Raw genomic sequence first — 13816 nt, 5'->3', positions numbered from 1 at the left:
CGCCGGATTGTCCCACGGCGGCGTGATTTGCCGCGGGCGCCGTCGATGGCCTAACTTGCGTGTTCCATGGCCCGACGGAGGCAGCCTTCCTTGCGCGCATCGGCACCCACGGTCGGCATCGTCCTGCTGCTGGCTTCCGCGATCGCCGGTCCGATGCTGGCCGGCTGCTCGCGCGATGCGTCCGCGCCGGGCACGGGCGACCAGGCGGCGCCACCGGCGCGCACGGGCCAGGTGACCGTCAGCGGCGACGACCGCAACGCGAGCGCGTTGACCTGGCGCGCACCGGCGGTGCAGCTGTCCGGTGCCGATGCCGGCGTCGCCAGGCGCGCGGAGGCGGCGCTGGCCGAGGGCAAGCTGTATGCCGATGCCGATTCGGCGATCCCCTTGTACCTGGCACTGCTCAAGCGCAGTCCCGACGATGCTGGGGCGAAAGCGGGGCTCGAGCGCGCGCTGACGGCGCTGCTGGCCGAAGGCGACAGTGCACTGGCCGACGCCGGCGACGACATCGACGCGCTCCGGCGTGCGCATCAGATCGCCGCGGTCGCGCGCACGGCGGCGCCGCAGGACGCGGCCGTGCGCGGCTACCTGAAGCAGGTCGATCTCGCCGATCGGCTGTGGGACCTCAATCGCGAAGCCGAACGCGACCTGCGCGCCAACCGGCTGGGCGAATCCGGCGGCGGAGCGCTGGCGAAGCTGCGCCAGGTGCTGCGCCTGCAACCGCACCAGCCGCGTGCATTGCAGGGCCTGGCGGCGGTGGAGAGCGGCCTGATCCGGCGCGCCGAAGATGCCGCCCGGCGCAGCGACTTCGTCAATGCCCGCCGCTGGCTGGCGATGGCCGCGGTGGTGCGGCCTGGCGATGGGATGGTGCCCGATGCGAAAGCGCGCATCGCCGCGGTGCGGGCGGCACGGATCGCGCAATTGCATGACGAAGGCATGCGCGCGCTGCTGCAGAACGGCGGCGTGGATGAGGCGCGCGCGAAACTGGCGGACATCCTGCGCATCGCGCCCGCCGGCGATCCGGCGGCGGGCGAGCTCATCCAGCGCATCGACTGGGCCACGCATTACGGCTTGTTCCGGCCCGGGCAGGTCTTCACCGACGCGCTCGGGTTCGGCGCGCGCGGGCCGCAGATGGTGGTGGTGCCGCACGGTGGGTTCCGCATGGGGGCCGACCGTGGCGGCGACGACAGCGAGCGACCGGCGCATGCGGTGCGCTTCGATCGCGGCTTCGCGATGTCGCGCACGGAGGTCAGCGTCGATCAGTTCGGCGATTTCATGCGCGCCAGCGGCTACCGGCCGACGTCGGCGCGACGCGGGCACTCGCTGGTGTACGACGAGCGCAGCGGCAATTTCGTCCTGCGCAGCGGCGTGGACTGGCGTTCGGCCTACGACGGTCGTGCGGCCGACGGTGACTTGCCGGTCTTGCACGTGAGCGCCCGCGACGCCGAGGCGTACGCGAAATGGCTGTCGGAACAGAGCGGACAACGCTACCGGCTGCCCAGCGAAGCCGAATTCGAGTACGCGCTGCGTGCCGGCCACCGGGGGCTGTATCCGTGGGGCGACGGCGCGCCGCCGGCAGGCGTGGCCAACCTGACCGGGGCGAAGGACGCGTCGCCGGGCGGCCGCCACTGGGCCAACGCGTTCGCGGGCTACGGCGATGGGCATTGGGGTCCGGCCACGGTGGGCAGCTTCGCGGCCAATGCATATGGCCTTCACGACCTCGACGGCAATGTCAGTGAATGGGTCGCCGACTGCTGGCACGACAGCTACCGTCGGGCGCCGGACGATGGCGGCGCATGGCTCAATCCCGGCTGCAGGACGCGCGTGGTGCGCGGCGGCAGCTGGGCCAGCGCGCCTGCGCAGGCACGCGCGGCCTGGCGCGCGGCAATGGCTGGCGACAGCACCAGTCCGCGGATCGGCTTCCGGGTCGTGCGCGAACTTTGAACCGGTCGCGCGACGACATCGAGCGATCGCCACCTTCAGCAGCCGGAGCACACCCCGCCATGAGACAAAATCCCCTTGGCACCCGACGCGGCTTCGGCGGATTGCGCATCTGGGTCCTGGTGTTGTTCGCGATCTACGGCGGCTACTACTGGATATCCAACCGTTCGACCGATGCGCTGACAGGCGAGAGTGTCGTCATCGACAAGAACATCTCGCCCGAGGATGAAACGGCGCTGGGCCTGCAGGCCTACCAGGAGATCCTGACCCAGGAGCCGGCGCTGCCGCCGGATTCGCAGACCGCGCGCCAGGTGCGCGAGGTCGCGCAGCGGCTGATCGCGGTCATACCGGAAGTCGAGGATGCACTCGCCGCAGAACACCAGATGCAGGCGCCGCACGTGGAGCGCGCCTTCGACTGGGCCGTCAACGTGCTGCAGTCCGACCAGGTCAACGCGTTCTGCCTGCCGGGCGGCAAGATCGCCGTCTACACCGGACTGATCCCCGTGGCGGAGAACGCCGATGCGATGGCCGTGGTGCTGGGCCATGAAATCTCGCACGCGTTGCTGCGCCACGGCGCGCAGCGGATGACCGAGCAGAAGCTGGCGCAGATCGGCCAGATGGCCGGCGCCGCCAGTGGCATGGACCAGCAGCAGATGCAGGCGGTGATGGCTGTCTACGGCTACGGGCGGGCGTTGCCGTATGCGCGCAAGCAGGAGACGCAGGCCGACGAGATGGGCCTGATGCTTGCGGCCGCGGCCTGCTACGACCCGCACTCCGCGATTCCACTGTGGCAGCGAATGGAAGCCGCCAGTGGCGGCAGCAGCCAACCCGAATTCGCCTCGACCCATCCCAATCCCGGCACCCGCATCCAGAACCTGCAGGCGCTGATGCCCAAGGCGATGGAATACCGCGCGAGGTTCTGCAAGGCCTCGGGGACGACGCCGGCTGCACGGTGATTCGAAGCCGCTTTCCCGTCGGGAGGGCGTCCGGAGCGGGTCGAACAGTCGCCCGGTTCGCACTGGCGAAGCACAGGCCGGTCGCGCCTGGGCATGCGCGCGACGCCGCATGAATTTGGCCATCGACCCGTCGATCCGGTCTCAGAAACTCATGTACAGCCCGCCGTTCACCGGGATGTTCGCGCCGGTGATGAAGCCCGCATCCTCGGCGGCGAGGAATCGCACCACGCGTGCGATCTCCTCCGGTCGCCCCAGCCGGCCCACCGGCACCTTGTCGACGATCCCGGCGCGGATGTCGTCGGGCATCGCCCTCACCATCGCCGTCTCGCAATAGCCTGGCGAAATCGAATTGACGGTCACGCCCTTGCGCGCGACCTCGCGCGCCAGCGCCATCGTGAAGCCATGCATCCCGGCCTTCGCCGCCGAATAATTGGCCTGGCCGAATTGCCCGGTCTGGCCGTTGACCGAGCTGATGTTGACGATGCGGCCGAAGCCGCGCGCGACCATGCCTTCGATCGCGGGCTGGCACAGGTTGAAGACGCCGCCGAGGTTCACCTCCAGCACCGCGTCCCATTGCGCCCGTTCCATCTTGCGCAGGGTGGTGTCGCGGGTGATTCCGGCGGCGTTGACGAGGATGTCCAGCGCGCCGTGCGAAGCCTGGATCGACTGGACGCAGTCGCTGCAGGCGTCGGTGTCGGTGACATCCAGCGGCTGGAAGCCGATGTCCAGGCCCGCGGTGGCGACGGCGAACCGGTCGACGGCTTCGGCGCGGGGCAGGTCGAGCGCCACCACCGCGCAGCCGGCCTGCGCCAGGTCGATGCAGATCGCCGTGCCCAGTCCGCCGATGCCGCCGCTGACGACCGCCACGCGGCGTTTCATCGGGGACTGCCCCAGGCCTGGTCGATGCCTTCAGGCGGAAGCTGCCGGATCACTCGCGCGACGCGTCCTTGTCCTTCGCCCGCCCGCTGCCGGGCGCATTGCCGACGCCGCCGACGAGGGTCTTCTGGAAGTCCTTCCACAGCTCGAGGTTGCGCTCGGTGAGCTGGTTCATCATGGTCCACGGCGTCTGCCCCAGCAGGCTGCCGACCTGCTGTCGGAACTGCTGCTGCTGCTCCAGGAACGTCTGCATCGAGCGCTCCAGGTAGTTGCCCATGAAACCCTGCAGCGAATCGCCGTAGAAGCGGATGATCTGGCTCAGCAGCTGGGTGGACAGCATCGGTTCCCCGTCCTGCTCGTGCTCGGCGATGATCTGCAGCAGCACCTGGCGGGTCAGGTCCTCGCCGCTCTTGGCATCGCGGACCTCGAAGTCCTCGCCCTCCACGATCAGCTGGCGGACGTCCTCGATGGTGATGTAGCTGGAAATTTCTGTGTCGTACAGCCGACGATTCGGGTACTTCTTGATGACGCGTGCGGCCATGCGACGGGCTCCCCGGTGGGGTTCCGAGCATGGCGCAGTGCAGCACCCGATGCAACTGCAGGTGTCAAGCCTCTCAAGTCACCTGCCGCGCGGGGCGGCAGGCATCCGTTCAGTCTTTTGCGACGACGCGCGATCCGGCGCGCCGTCAGCGGGATGTTGGACGGGGACCGCGCGCGAGGTCACCAGCCCATGTACTGCCCGCCGTTGGCCGACAGGTTCGCGCCGGTGATCCAGGAGGCCTCGTCGGGAATGAAGAACGAGACCGCGTAGGCGATTTCATCGGGCGATCCCAGCCGGCCGGTGGGGATCTGCGCCACGATCTTGTTGCGGACCTCTTCGGGCACGGCCATCACCATGTCGGTGCCGATGTAGCCGGGCGAGACGGTGTTGACGGTGATTCCGAGCCTGGCGTTTTCCTGCGCCAGGGAGATCGTGAAACCATGCATGCCGGCCTTCGCGGCGGCGTAGTTCGCCTGCCCGTACTGACCTTTCTGGCCGTTGATCGAAGCGATCTGGATCACCCGGCCCCAGCGCCGCTCGCGCATGCCTTCGATCACCGGCCGGGTCATGTTGTAGACGGAGTTGAGGTTGGTGTTGATGACCTCCATCCACTGCTCGGGCCGCATCTTGTGGAAGGTGGTGTCGCGGGTGATGCCTGCGTTGTTGACCAGGATCTCGACCGGCCCCAGCTGCCGCTCGACCTCGCCCACGATGCCCGCGGCTTCGGCTGGCGAGGAGACATCGCCCTTCGCCAGCGCGATGTCGAACCCGGCATCGCGCATCTGCTGCTGCCAGGCGCGCGCCTTGTCCTCGTTGCGGTAGTTGGTGGCGACCTTGTGCCCCTGCGCGGCGAGCCGCTTGCAGATGGCGGTGCCGATGCCGCCCGTCCCGCCGGTCACCAGTGCGACGCGTGCCGTCATTGTCGAATCCTTCCGGGCGCCGCGAACGCGGCAACCGCACCAATGTAGCGCGTCCGGCGCGAAGCCGAGGTGGTCAGGCCGATACGCCGGCTGTCGGCAGCGGCTGCGGGCCGGATGGAATCCTGGCGGGATCGAAGCCGTCGACCGCCGCATGCAGCCATTTGGAGACCGGAGCGGCGCCGGACAAACGCAGGGGGACCTGTCCGAGCACCTGCCAGGCGGCGCGCAATGCCGGCAGCGGCGCCCGTCCGTCCACCGGCAGCGTGGCCAGTGACTTCGACAGCTTGCGCCCGTGGGCATCGACCACCAGCGGCAGGTGGGCGTAGCGCGGCGTCGGCAGCCCCAGGGCCCGTTGCAACAGGACCTGGCGCGGCACGGAATCCAGCAAGTCCGCGCCGCGAACGACGTCGGTGATGACCTGGGCGGCATCGTCGACCACCACCGCCAGCTGGTATGCCCAGTAACCATCGGCGCGTCGCAGCACGAAATCCCCCACCTCGCGATCGACCCGCTGGACGACGCGTCCCTGGACGGCATCGTCGAACGCAAGGCGGGTGCCGGTCGGCACCCCCAGGCGGATCGACGGATCGCGGCGGCGCGCGCCCGCCACGCACTGGCGGTGGATGCCTCCGGTGGCGGCCAGGTCCGAACGGCTGCAATGGCATTCGAACGCCCGGCCCGATGCCAGCAGCGACTCCAGCGCCGACCGGTAGTGGGCATCGCGCGTGCTTTGCCGCAGCACCGGCGCATCAGACACAAGGCCGAACGCGGCCAGCGCCGCCAGCTGGCGGTCGGCCGCACCGGCGACCTCGCGTGGTGGATCGAGGTCCTCGACCCGCAACAGCCACTGGCCGCCCGCGTGGCGCGCGAACAGCCAGCTGCCCAGCGCCGCCACCAGCGAACCGAAGTGCAGGTCTCCGGTGGGCGAGGGCGCGAAACGGCCGCGATAGGCGCCCATTCCAGGGGCTCACCGGACGCCGGCGAACGCAATCCCGGCCGTGCCCACCGCCGGATGCCCGGTGGCCGGGCAAATACAGGGAGCCCGCATCCGCGGGGCGCGCCTCCCGTGCTGGTCGCGACCTTCGATCACCGCTCGCGGCTATTCGAAGTCGTAATTCATCTCCGGGCCCGCAGGCGCCAGGAAATGCCCTTCGACATAGTCGATGCCGCTGGAGAACAGGAACGACATGCTCGCCGCGTCCTGCACGAACTCGGCGATGCTGCGGATGCCCAGGCTGCGGGCCTTGGTCGCGATGTCGCGCACCCGTTGCTGGTTGGTGGTGTTCTTGGCGAGGTCTTCCATGAAGCTGCGGTCGAGCTTGATGAAGGACGGATCGAAGTGCGACAGCAGCTGGAACGAATCCAGGCCGACGCCGAACTGTTCCAGGCCCACGCGGCACTTGTGCGCCGCCACCGCGGCGACGAATTCCTGCGAGGCGCGCAGGTTGGTGAACACCTTGGCCTCCGGCAGTTGCAGCACCAGGTACTCGCCGCTGACCTTGTGCAGCGCAAGCTGCTCGCCGACGTAGCGCGCCAGGCTGTCGTCCGCCAGCGAGGCCTGGGTGATCTTCACCAGCAGCGTGGTCGGCTGCCCGGCACGCGCGCGCTGGCCGATGATGTCGATCGCATGGCCGACGACCCAGCGGTCGATCTCCCACAGCAGCCCGTGTTCCTCCGCGATCTGCAGGAAGCTCAGCGGCGGCACCATTTCGCCACGGCCCGCATCGAGCCTGATGTAGGTTTCGTAGGTTGCGCCGGGTTCGCCCTGCAGGCTGATCACCGGCTGGTAGTAGAGCAGGAAGCGGTTATGGTCCAGCGCATCGCGCAGGCGCGAAACCCAGGCCTGGATGCGCTCCTCCTCGGCGCGGTCCACGGCGCTGGGGTCGAAGACCTCGCAGCGGTTGCCGCCGACCGCGATCGACGACTGCACTCCATGGTTGGCCTTGGCCAGCACCTGGGTGACGCTGGCGATCTTCTCGCCGATCTGCACGCCGCCGATGCTGGCGGTGATCGCGCTGGAACGGCTGCCGATCTCGAACACGTGCGAGGCGAAGGCTTCGCGGATGCGCTCGGCCAGCGCGGTGGTGGCGACGTGGTCGGCCCGCACCAGCACCGCCAGGCTGTGCTCGCCGAAGCGGGCTGCCTGGGCCTGGTCGTCGATCACGCTGCGCAGGCGTTCGGCCAGCGCTTCGAGCAGGGCGTCGGCCGAGTCCAGGCCGATCTCCTGCAGCAGGCGCTGGTAATGGTCCGGTTCGAGCAGCAGCAGCCCGTACTGGCCCTGGTTCTGCGCGGCGGCGGCGACGGCGTCCTCGAGCACCCGCAGGAACGTCGGGCGGTTGAGCAGCCCGGTGACCTGGTCGCGCTGGCGCAGTTCCTCGACCTCGCGCGCCAGTTCCGGATCCACTTCCTGGCGCCGGAACACGACCTGCAGGCAGGGCTCGCCTTCATACAGCGCCGGCGTGAACTCCATCACCGCGGGAAACGAATTGCCCTCGATGTCGTGGGCTTCGAGTTCATAGCGAGGCGGTGGCGCTTCGCCCTTGCTCATCGACTTGAGCAACTGCTTGAAGCCTTCCACGTGCTGGGGGCTCACCAGGTCCAGCAGCGACATTCCCTCGATGTCGTCGAAGGATTCGAAGCCGAACATCTCCAGGTACGCGCCGTTGGCACGGATATGCATGCCTTCGTGGACGTAGGCGATGGGCTCGCGCGAGGATTCGATCAGCGCGTCGCAGCGGCGTTCGGTCTCGCGCACCTGCGCTTCGAGGCGGCGCAGCGAGCGCCGCGCCTCGAGGTCGGACCACTCGGTGCGCACGGCGCCGAGCAGCTGCTGGGGATTGTTGCGCAGCGCGATCGCACGGACCCCGCCGGCAAACGCCTGGCTCAGGCTCTTCTCATCGACGTGGTCGGCCACGGCGATGACCGGCATGTCCTTGCCGCTGGATTTCACCAGTTGCAGCACCTCGTCCAGCGGCACCCCGTTGGATTGCTGCGCGGCCAGCACCAGGTCGATCTGCTGGCCCGCGATCATCGCGCCCAGTTCCTCGGCCGAGGCGGGCCGCAGCGGCCGCACCGCGATCCCGGCATTGCGCATCGCACTGACGATCGACTCGGCGTCCTCGACGCTGTCGTCGACGATCATCAGGCGAAGCGCGGTCTCGGCACCGATGGGCATGCATCTCTCCGTAATCCGCGTTTTCTACACGATGGCCGCAAGCGCGTCCAATCGGTGGTGAGACGCGCGCGGTGGCGTCATGCCGTCAGTGGACGCTTTCCAGTGTCGCCGGGGAGTTCACGCACCAGCCGGGGCAGGAGGTAGCCGGGCAGCCGCGCCGCCAGCGCGGCGTGGACCGTGATCGCCTCGGCATCGGACACCTCGAAGTGCGCCGTGCCGGCGACCCGGTCGAGCTGGTGCAGGTAATAGGGGAGGACCCCGGCTGCGTAGGCGCGTTCCGAGAGCCCCGCCAGGGCGTCGGCTGAATCGTTCACGCCACGCAGCAGCACCGCCTGGTTGAGCAGGGTGGCACCGACGCCGCGCAGGCGTGCCAGCGCCGCATCGACGCCGGCATCGAACTCGTTGGCGTGGTTGGCGTGGATCACGAAGGCCAGCGGCCAGCGCAGCCCCGAGATCCAGGCCAGCAGGTCGCCATCGACGCGCTCGGGGAGCACCACCGGCAGCCGGCTGTGGATCCGCAAGCGGCGCAGGCGCGGGATCGCGGCCAGCCCGTGGGTCAGTTCGGCCAGCTTGGCGGTGGACAGCGACAGCGGGTCGCCGCCGGACAGGATGACCTCATCGATGCTGTCGTCGCGGGCGATCGCGTCCAGCGCTTCGCGCCAGCCGTCGCGGATGGCGGTTTGCTCGTCGTAGGGAAAATGGCGCCGGAAGCAGTAGCGGCAGTGCACCGCGCAGGCGCCCGTGGTCACCAGCAGGGCGCGCCCGCGGTATTTCTGCAGCACCCCGGTCGCGGTGCGCGCGGCGGCATCGCCGACGGCGTCCAGGCCGAAGCCGGGCACCGGGCGCTCCTCGTCGTCCAGCGGCAGCACCTGCCGCAGCAGCGGGTCGTGCGGATCGCCGCGCCGCATGCGGGCGACGAAGCCGCGCGGCACCCGCAGCGGGAATTGGGCGGCAGCGGTATCGGAAATGCGGTTGCCCAAGTCACCGAGATCGAGCAGCGCCAGCAGCTCGCGCGGGTCGCGCACCGCGTCGCGCCACAGGCGCTTCCAGTCGCTGCCCGCCATCGATCCGGGCGCCGGCGGCACGGCGGCCGCGTCCGCGAGGGCGGTCGGGGTGTCGTTCGGGATGAGCTGCATGGCGCCAGTCGGTATCATGTCGGGTCTGCCTCCAGCCGCCCGTGCCCAAGCCCGAGCGCCGCCGGAATCCAATCCCATAGTCTAGCCGCCCCGCGGGGCGGCCCCAGGAGCATCCATGGCCAGCCTCGGCATGAACGACGTCAAGACCGGACAGAAGATCCTGGTCAACAACGACCCCTGCATCATCACCGAGACCGAGTACGTCAAACCCGGCAAGGGCCAGGCGTTCACCCGCATCAAGTTCCGCAACATCAAGAACGGCCGCGTGGTCGAGATGACGATGAAGGCCACCGACAACGTCGATGTCGCCGACGTGGTCGATACCGACATGCAGTACCTGTATGCCGACGGCGAGTACTGGCATTTCATGAACCCGGAAAGCTTCGAGCAGGTGCAGTCCGACAAGGCCGGCATGGCGGGCGCCGAGAAGTGGCTCAAGGGCGAGGAAGACTGCGTGGTGACGCTGTGGAACGGCGTGCCGATCTCGGTGCAGCCGCCGAACTTCGTCGAACTGAAGATCGTGGAAACCGATCCGGGCGTGCGCGGCGACACCTCGGGCGGCGGCGGCAAGCCGGCCAAGCTCGAGACCGGCGCGGTGGTGCGCGTGCCGTTGTTCGTCGGCCAGGACGAAATCATCAAGGTCGATACCCGCTCCGGCGAATACGTCTCGCGCGTGAAATAATCGACGCCGGTCGTGTCCGCCGTGCGGATGCGGCCGGCGGTCGCGGAACCGGCAAGCGCTCCCCATCCCCGCGTTCGCCATCCGTGCAGGAGGCGATCCACGGACGTCGACCGGCAACCACCACCCTCTTTCCCCGCCTTTGCACCATTGACGGGCAAAATAGCCGGATGACGACCAACGCGATCCCCGAAGCCTGCGACCTGCTGATCGAAGCCGGCTTCGTGGTTCCGATCCAGCCGCACGGCGTGGTCCTCCATGACCACGCGGTCGCGGTCCGCGACACCGAAATCATTGCGCTGCTGCCCATCGCCGAAGCCCGCGCCCGCTTCGCGCCGGCACAGGTCGTCGCCCGTCCCGACGGCGTGCTTCTGCCGGGCCTGGTCAACGCCCACGTCCACAACCCGATGACGCTGCTGCGCGGCGTGGCCGACGACCTGCCGCTGATGCAGTGGCTGCAGGGCCATATCTGGCCGCTGGAAGCGCAGCTGATCGGGCCGGAGTTCGTCGCCGACGGCATCACCCTGGCGATCGCCGAGATGCTGCGTGGCGGCACCACCTGCTGCAACGAGAACTACTTCTTTCCCGACGTGCAGGCGGCGACGTACAAGCGCCATGGCTTCCGAGCCCGGATCGGCCTGCCGATCATCGATTTCCCGTCGTCGTGGGCGCGCAGCGACGATGAATACTTCGATCGCGCCACCGAAGTGCACGATCAGTGGCGCAAGGATCCGCTGGTCACGACCGCATTCGCGCCGCATGCGCCGTACACCGTCTCGAATGCCAACTTCGAACGCCTGCGCATGCTTTCCGACCAGCTCGACCTGCCGGTGCACTGCCACGTGCACGAGACCGCGCACGAGGTGGCCGAGTCGCAGCAGAAATACGGGCAACGCCCGCTGGCGCGCCTGGACCGCCTGGGCCTGGTCAACGATCGCCTGATCGCGGTGCACATGACGCAATTGACCGATGCCGAGATCGCCCTGTGCGCCGAGCGCGGCGTATCGGTGGTGCACTGCGCCGAATCCAACCTCAAGCTCGCCTCGGGCTTCTGCCCGGCGGCGAAACTGCTGCGCGCCGGCGTCAACCTGGCGATCGGCACCGACGGCGCGGCCAGCAACAACGACCTGGACATGTTCGGCGAAACCCGCACCGCCGCGCTGCTGGCCAAGGCCGTGGCCGACGACGCCTCCGCACTGGATGCCGCCACGGCGCTGCGCGCGGCAACGCTCGGTGGCGCTTGCGCGATGGGCCTGGATCACCTCGTCGGTTCGATCGAGGCCGGCAAGCAGGCCGACCTCGTGTGCGTTGATCTGGCGCAGGTCGAGACGCAGCCGCTGCACTACGTCGTCTCGCAACTGGTCTATGCCTGCGGGCGCCAGCAGGTGTCCGATGCCTGGATCGCCGGTCGCCAGAAACTGCGCGACCGCCAGCTGGTCGGCATCGACGCCGATGCATTGATCGCCAATGCGCGGCAATGGCGCCAACGCATCGCCGGCATCGAGGTGGTCCGATGAACACGACGGCAGCAGGCAACTTCTCGCAGGCCGAACTGGACAAGTTCGACGAACTCGCCCATCGCTGGTGGGACCCGCAGGGCCCGCAGAAAGCGCTGCATGCGCTCAACCCGGCGCGCCTGGGCTATGTCGCCGCACGCGCCCCGTTGCGTGGCGCGCGCGTGCTCGACATCGGCTGCGGCGCCGGCCTGCTGAGCGAGGCGATGGCGCGCGAAGGCGCCGACGTCACCGCGATCGACCTTGCACCGGAACTGTTGAAGATCGCCCGCCTGCACGGCCTGGAATCGGGCATCAAGGTCGATTACCGGCAGATCGCGGCTGAAGCCCTCGCCGCCGAGGCGCCGGGCGCCTACGACACCATCACCTGCATGGAGATGCTCGAGCACGTGCCCGATCCGGCATCGATCCTGCGTGCGTGCGCGACCCTGCTGCGGCCCGGCGGGCGATTGTTCGTATCCACGCTCAACCGCACGCCGGCGGCGTTCGCACTGGCGATCGTTGGCGCCGAATACATCGCGCGCGTGCTGCCCAAGGGCACGCACCAGTACCGCGATTTCATCCGCCCATCGGAGCTCGCGGCCTGGTTGCGCGACAGCACGCTGGTGCTGGAAGACGTCAGCGGCCTGGTCTACGAGCCATGGCGCAACCACGCGCGCCTGTCCCCCCGCACCGACGTCAATTACCTGGCGTGCGCACTCAAGCCAGCGCTGCCATGACGGCAGTGGCGGTGGGATTCCCGGCGCTGGTGCTGTTCGACCTGGACGGAACGCTGCTCGACAGCGCGCCGGATTTCGTGGCGACCATCGACCGCATGCGCGCGGCGCGTGGCGCGCCGCCGATTACATTGGCCGAACTGCGCCCGCACGTCTCGCGCGGATCGCGCGCGATGCTGGCGACCGCGTTCGCGCAGCTCGATGCCGAGCGCCGCGAGGCGATGGTTCCCGAATTCCTGGAGCTCTACCAGCAGGAGCTCGCCCGCCACGGTCCGGTGTTCGAGGGCGTGGAGAACCTGCTGGCGGCGATCGAGGACAGCGGCAGCCGCTGGGGCATCGTCACCAACAAACCCGAATACCTGGCGCGGCAATTGCTGCCGCTGGTCGGCTGGCAGGCGCGCTGCGCCGTGCTGGTGGGCGGCGATACGCTCCCGGTGCGCAAGCCCGATCCCTTGCCGCTGCTGCATGCGGCGCGACAACTGGGCCTCGACGCGCCCGACTGCGCATATGTCGGCGACGACGCGCGCGATATCGAAGCGGCCCGCGCCGCGGGCATGCCCTCGATCACGGCGTTGTGGGGCTACCGGCTGGGCGACGACGACCCGGCGACGTGGCAGGCCGATGCCAGCGTCGACACCCCGCAGGCGTTGCTGGATCCCCATCTGTGGTCGCGCCTGCGGTGAGCGATTCCGAAGCGCTGGACGGATTCCTGCACAAATGGCGCGTGCGCTGGCCCGAATGGCGCGTCGCCGAAGTTTTCGTGGCCACGCGCGAGCGCGAAGTCGCGGCGGCGTGGTTTGCGCTGCTGCAGGAGCTGGCCGATGCCGCCTGGAACGGCAGCGACCCGCGCCCGGGTGAAGCGAAACTTGGCTGGTGGGCCGAGGAACTGGCGGGCTGGGCGCAGGGACGGCGTCGGCATCCGCTGGGCTCGGTGCTGCAACCGGCGTCGTCGCACTGGATGGTGCTGGCGGCCGCCTTGCCGGCGCTGCTGGACAGTCGTGAACCGGCGGGAAACGCCGCGCAGGCCGGCGCCGCCCTCGCGTCCCTCGCCAATGCGATGGTGTCGATCGAGTCTGAGCTTTTCGATGGCGCCGCGACCGATGGCAACAGTCCCGGTGCATCCGCTGTCCGCGCGCAGGCGCTGCTCGCCACCCAGCTGCTGTCGCAGGGCGACGCGGCGGCGCCGTTGCAAGTGCGTGCGCGCGTCGGCGCGTCCAGTGGCGAGGACGCCGTCGCGCGCGCGTGGGCGTCCGAACTGCTTGGCACCTGGCCGCCCGTGCCCCCCGGCGGCAGGCCGGTGAGGATCCTCGACGCCCTGCTGCAGGCACGCCTGCGCCGGCATGCGGCCGGCCGCGCGGGTGCCCA

At 69.3% G+C, this 13816-nt stretch carries 13 protein-coding genes; 7 read left to right on the top strand and 6 right to left on the bottom strand.

Annotated features, from left to right (window positions below; genetic code table 11):
- Positions 1-90: 90 nt before the first annotated feature.
- Complete coding sequence (locus G7B67_RS06805) at positions 91-1941, top strand: formylglycine-generating enzyme family protein (protein ID WP_243412278.1); 1851 nt, start codon at positions 91-93, stop codon at positions 1939-1941.
- Positions 1942-2000: 59 nt separating this feature from the next.
- Positions 2001-2894, top strand: a complete 894-nt coding sequence (locus G7B67_RS06800) for a M48 family metallopeptidase (protein WP_166209894.1) — start codon at positions 2001-2003, stop codon at positions 2892-2894.
- A gap of 141 nt (positions 2895-3035) precedes the next feature.
- On the opposite strand, the gene phbB (G7B67_RS06795) is transcribed toward G7B67_RS06800, so the two are convergent.
- The 6 genes from phbB (G7B67_RS06795) to epmB all read right to left on the bottom strand — a co-directional run bounded on the left by phbB (G7B67_RS06795) (position 3036) and on the right by epmB (position 9470).
- Positions 3036-3773, bottom strand: a complete 738-nt coding sequence (gene phbB / locus G7B67_RS06795) for an acetoacetyl-CoA reductase (protein ID WP_207780885.1) — start codon at positions 3771-3773, stop codon at positions 3036-3038.
- 49 nt (positions 3774-3822) lie between these two features.
- Positions 3823-4311: a polyhydroxyalkanoate synthesis repressor PhaR gene (phaR, locus tag G7B67_RS06790; protein ID WP_166209891.1), complete on the bottom strand. Its 489-nt coding sequence runs from the start codon at positions 4309-4311 to the stop codon at positions 3823-3825.
- A gap of 179 nt (positions 4312-4490) precedes the next feature.
- Positions 4491-5231: an acetoacetyl-CoA reductase gene (phbB, locus tag G7B67_RS06785; protein ID WP_166209888.1), complete on the bottom strand. Its 741-nt coding sequence runs from the start codon at positions 5229-5231 to the stop codon at positions 4491-4493.
- A 73-nt stretch (positions 5232-5304) separates the two neighbouring features.
- Complete coding sequence (gluQRS, locus tag G7B67_RS06780; RefSeq protein ID WP_166209885.1) at positions 5305-6189, bottom strand: tRNA glutamyl-Q(34) synthetase GluQRS; 885 nt, start codon at positions 6187-6189, stop codon at positions 5305-5307.
- 141 nt (positions 6190-6330) lie between these two features.
- On the bottom strand, positions 6331-8406 hold the full coding sequence (locus tag G7B67_RS06775) for an EAL domain-containing response regulator (protein WP_166209882.1): 2076 nt from the start codon (positions 8404-8406) through the stop codon (positions 6331-6333).
- A gap of 77 nt (positions 8407-8483) precedes the next feature.
- Positions 8484-9470 (bottom strand): EF-P beta-lysylation protein EpmB, encoded by a 987-nt coding sequence (gene epmB, locus G7B67_RS06770; RefSeq protein ID WP_243412280.1) that lies wholly within the window; start codon positions 9468-9470, stop codon positions 8484-8486.
- Positions 9471-9657: 187 nt separating this feature from the next.
- On the opposite strand from epmB, the gene efp reads away from it, so the two are divergent.
- The 5 genes from efp to G7B67_RS06745 all read left to right on the top strand — a co-directional run.
- A complete protein-coding gene (gene efp, locus G7B67_RS06765) occupies positions 9658-10224 on the top strand; it encodes an elongation factor P (protein ID WP_166209876.1) in 567 nt (188 codons plus the stop codon).
- Between the two features lie 167 nt (positions 10225-10391).
- Positions 10392-11738 (top strand): TRZ/ATZ family hydrolase, encoded by a 1347-nt coding sequence (locus G7B67_RS06760; protein WP_166209873.1) that lies wholly within the window; start codon positions 10392-10394, stop codon positions 11736-11738.
- The gene (ubiG, locus tag G7B67_RS06755; protein WP_166209870.1) at positions 11735-12454 is read left to right on the top strand and encodes a bifunctional 2-polyprenyl-6-hydroxyphenol methylase/3-demethylubiquinol 3-O-methyltransferase UbiG; all 720 of its coding nucleotides are present in this window, start codon (positions 11735-11737) and stop codon (positions 12452-12454) included. Before G7B67_RS06760 ends, ubiG begins: the two co-directional genes overlap by 4 nt.
- The gene (gene gph / locus G7B67_RS06750) at positions 12451-13134 is read left to right on the top strand and encodes a phosphoglycolate phosphatase (RefSeq protein WP_166209867.1); all 684 of its coding nucleotides are present in this window, start codon (positions 12451-12453) and stop codon (positions 13132-13134) included. Before ubiG ends, gph begins: the two co-directional genes overlap by 4 nt.
- Positions 13131-13816 (top strand): isoprenoid biosynthesis enzyme family protein (locus tag G7B67_RS06745; protein WP_166209864.1); only part of this gene is annotated, 686 nt, incomplete at its 3' end. The genes gph and G7B67_RS06745, both read left to right, overlap by 4 nt.

The organism is Cognatiluteimonas telluris (genome assembly GCF_011320095.1).
Classification (GTDB): domain Bacteria; phylum Pseudomonadota; class Gammaproteobacteria; order Xanthomonadales; family Xanthomonadaceae; genus Cognatiluteimonas; species Cognatiluteimonas telluris.
Note: the sequence above shows the minus strand (reverse complement) of the source record. Positions and strands in the feature narration are given on the sequence as shown.

Coding starts and splice junctions, on each gene's coding strand:
- G7B67_RS06800 (WP_166209894.1), top strand. CDS start 2,001: ATGAGACAAAATCCCCTTGGCACCCGACGCGGCTTCGGCGGATTGCGC.
- phbB (WP_207780885.1), bottom strand. CDS start 3,773: ATGAAACGCCGCGTGGCGGTCGTCAGCGGCGGCATCGGCGGACTGGGC.
- phaR (WP_166209891.1), bottom strand. CDS start 4,311: ATGGCCGCACGCGTCATCAAGAAGTACCCGAATCGTCGGCTGTACGAC.
- phbB (WP_166209888.1), bottom strand. CDS start 5,231: ATGACGGCACGCGTCGCACTGGTGACCGGCGGGACGGGCGGCATCGGC.
- gluQRS (WP_166209885.1), bottom strand. CDS start 6,189: ATGGGCGCCTATCGCGGCCGTTTCGCGCCCTCGCCCACCGGAGACCTG.
- G7B67_RS06775 (WP_166209882.1), bottom strand. CDS start 8,406: ATGCCCATCGGTGCCGAGACCGCGCTTCGCCTGATGATCGTCGACGAC.
- epmB (WP_243412280.1), bottom strand. CDS start 9,470: ATGGCGGGCAGCGACTGGAAGCGCCTGTGGCGCGACGCGGTGCGCGAC.
- efp (WP_166209876.1), top strand. CDS start 9,658: ATGGCCAGCCTCGGCATGAACGACGTCAAGACCGGACAGAAGATCCTG.
- G7B67_RS06760 (WP_166209873.1), top strand. CDS start 10,392: ATGACGACCAACGCGATCCCCGAAGCCTGCGACCTGCTGATCGAAGCC.
- ubiG (WP_166209870.1), top strand. CDS start 11,735: ATGAACACGACGGCAGCAGGCAACTTCTCGCAGGCCGAACTGGACAAG.
- gph (WP_166209867.1), top strand. CDS start 12,451: ATGACGGCAGTGGCGGTGGGATTCCCGGCGCTGGTGCTGTTCGACCTG.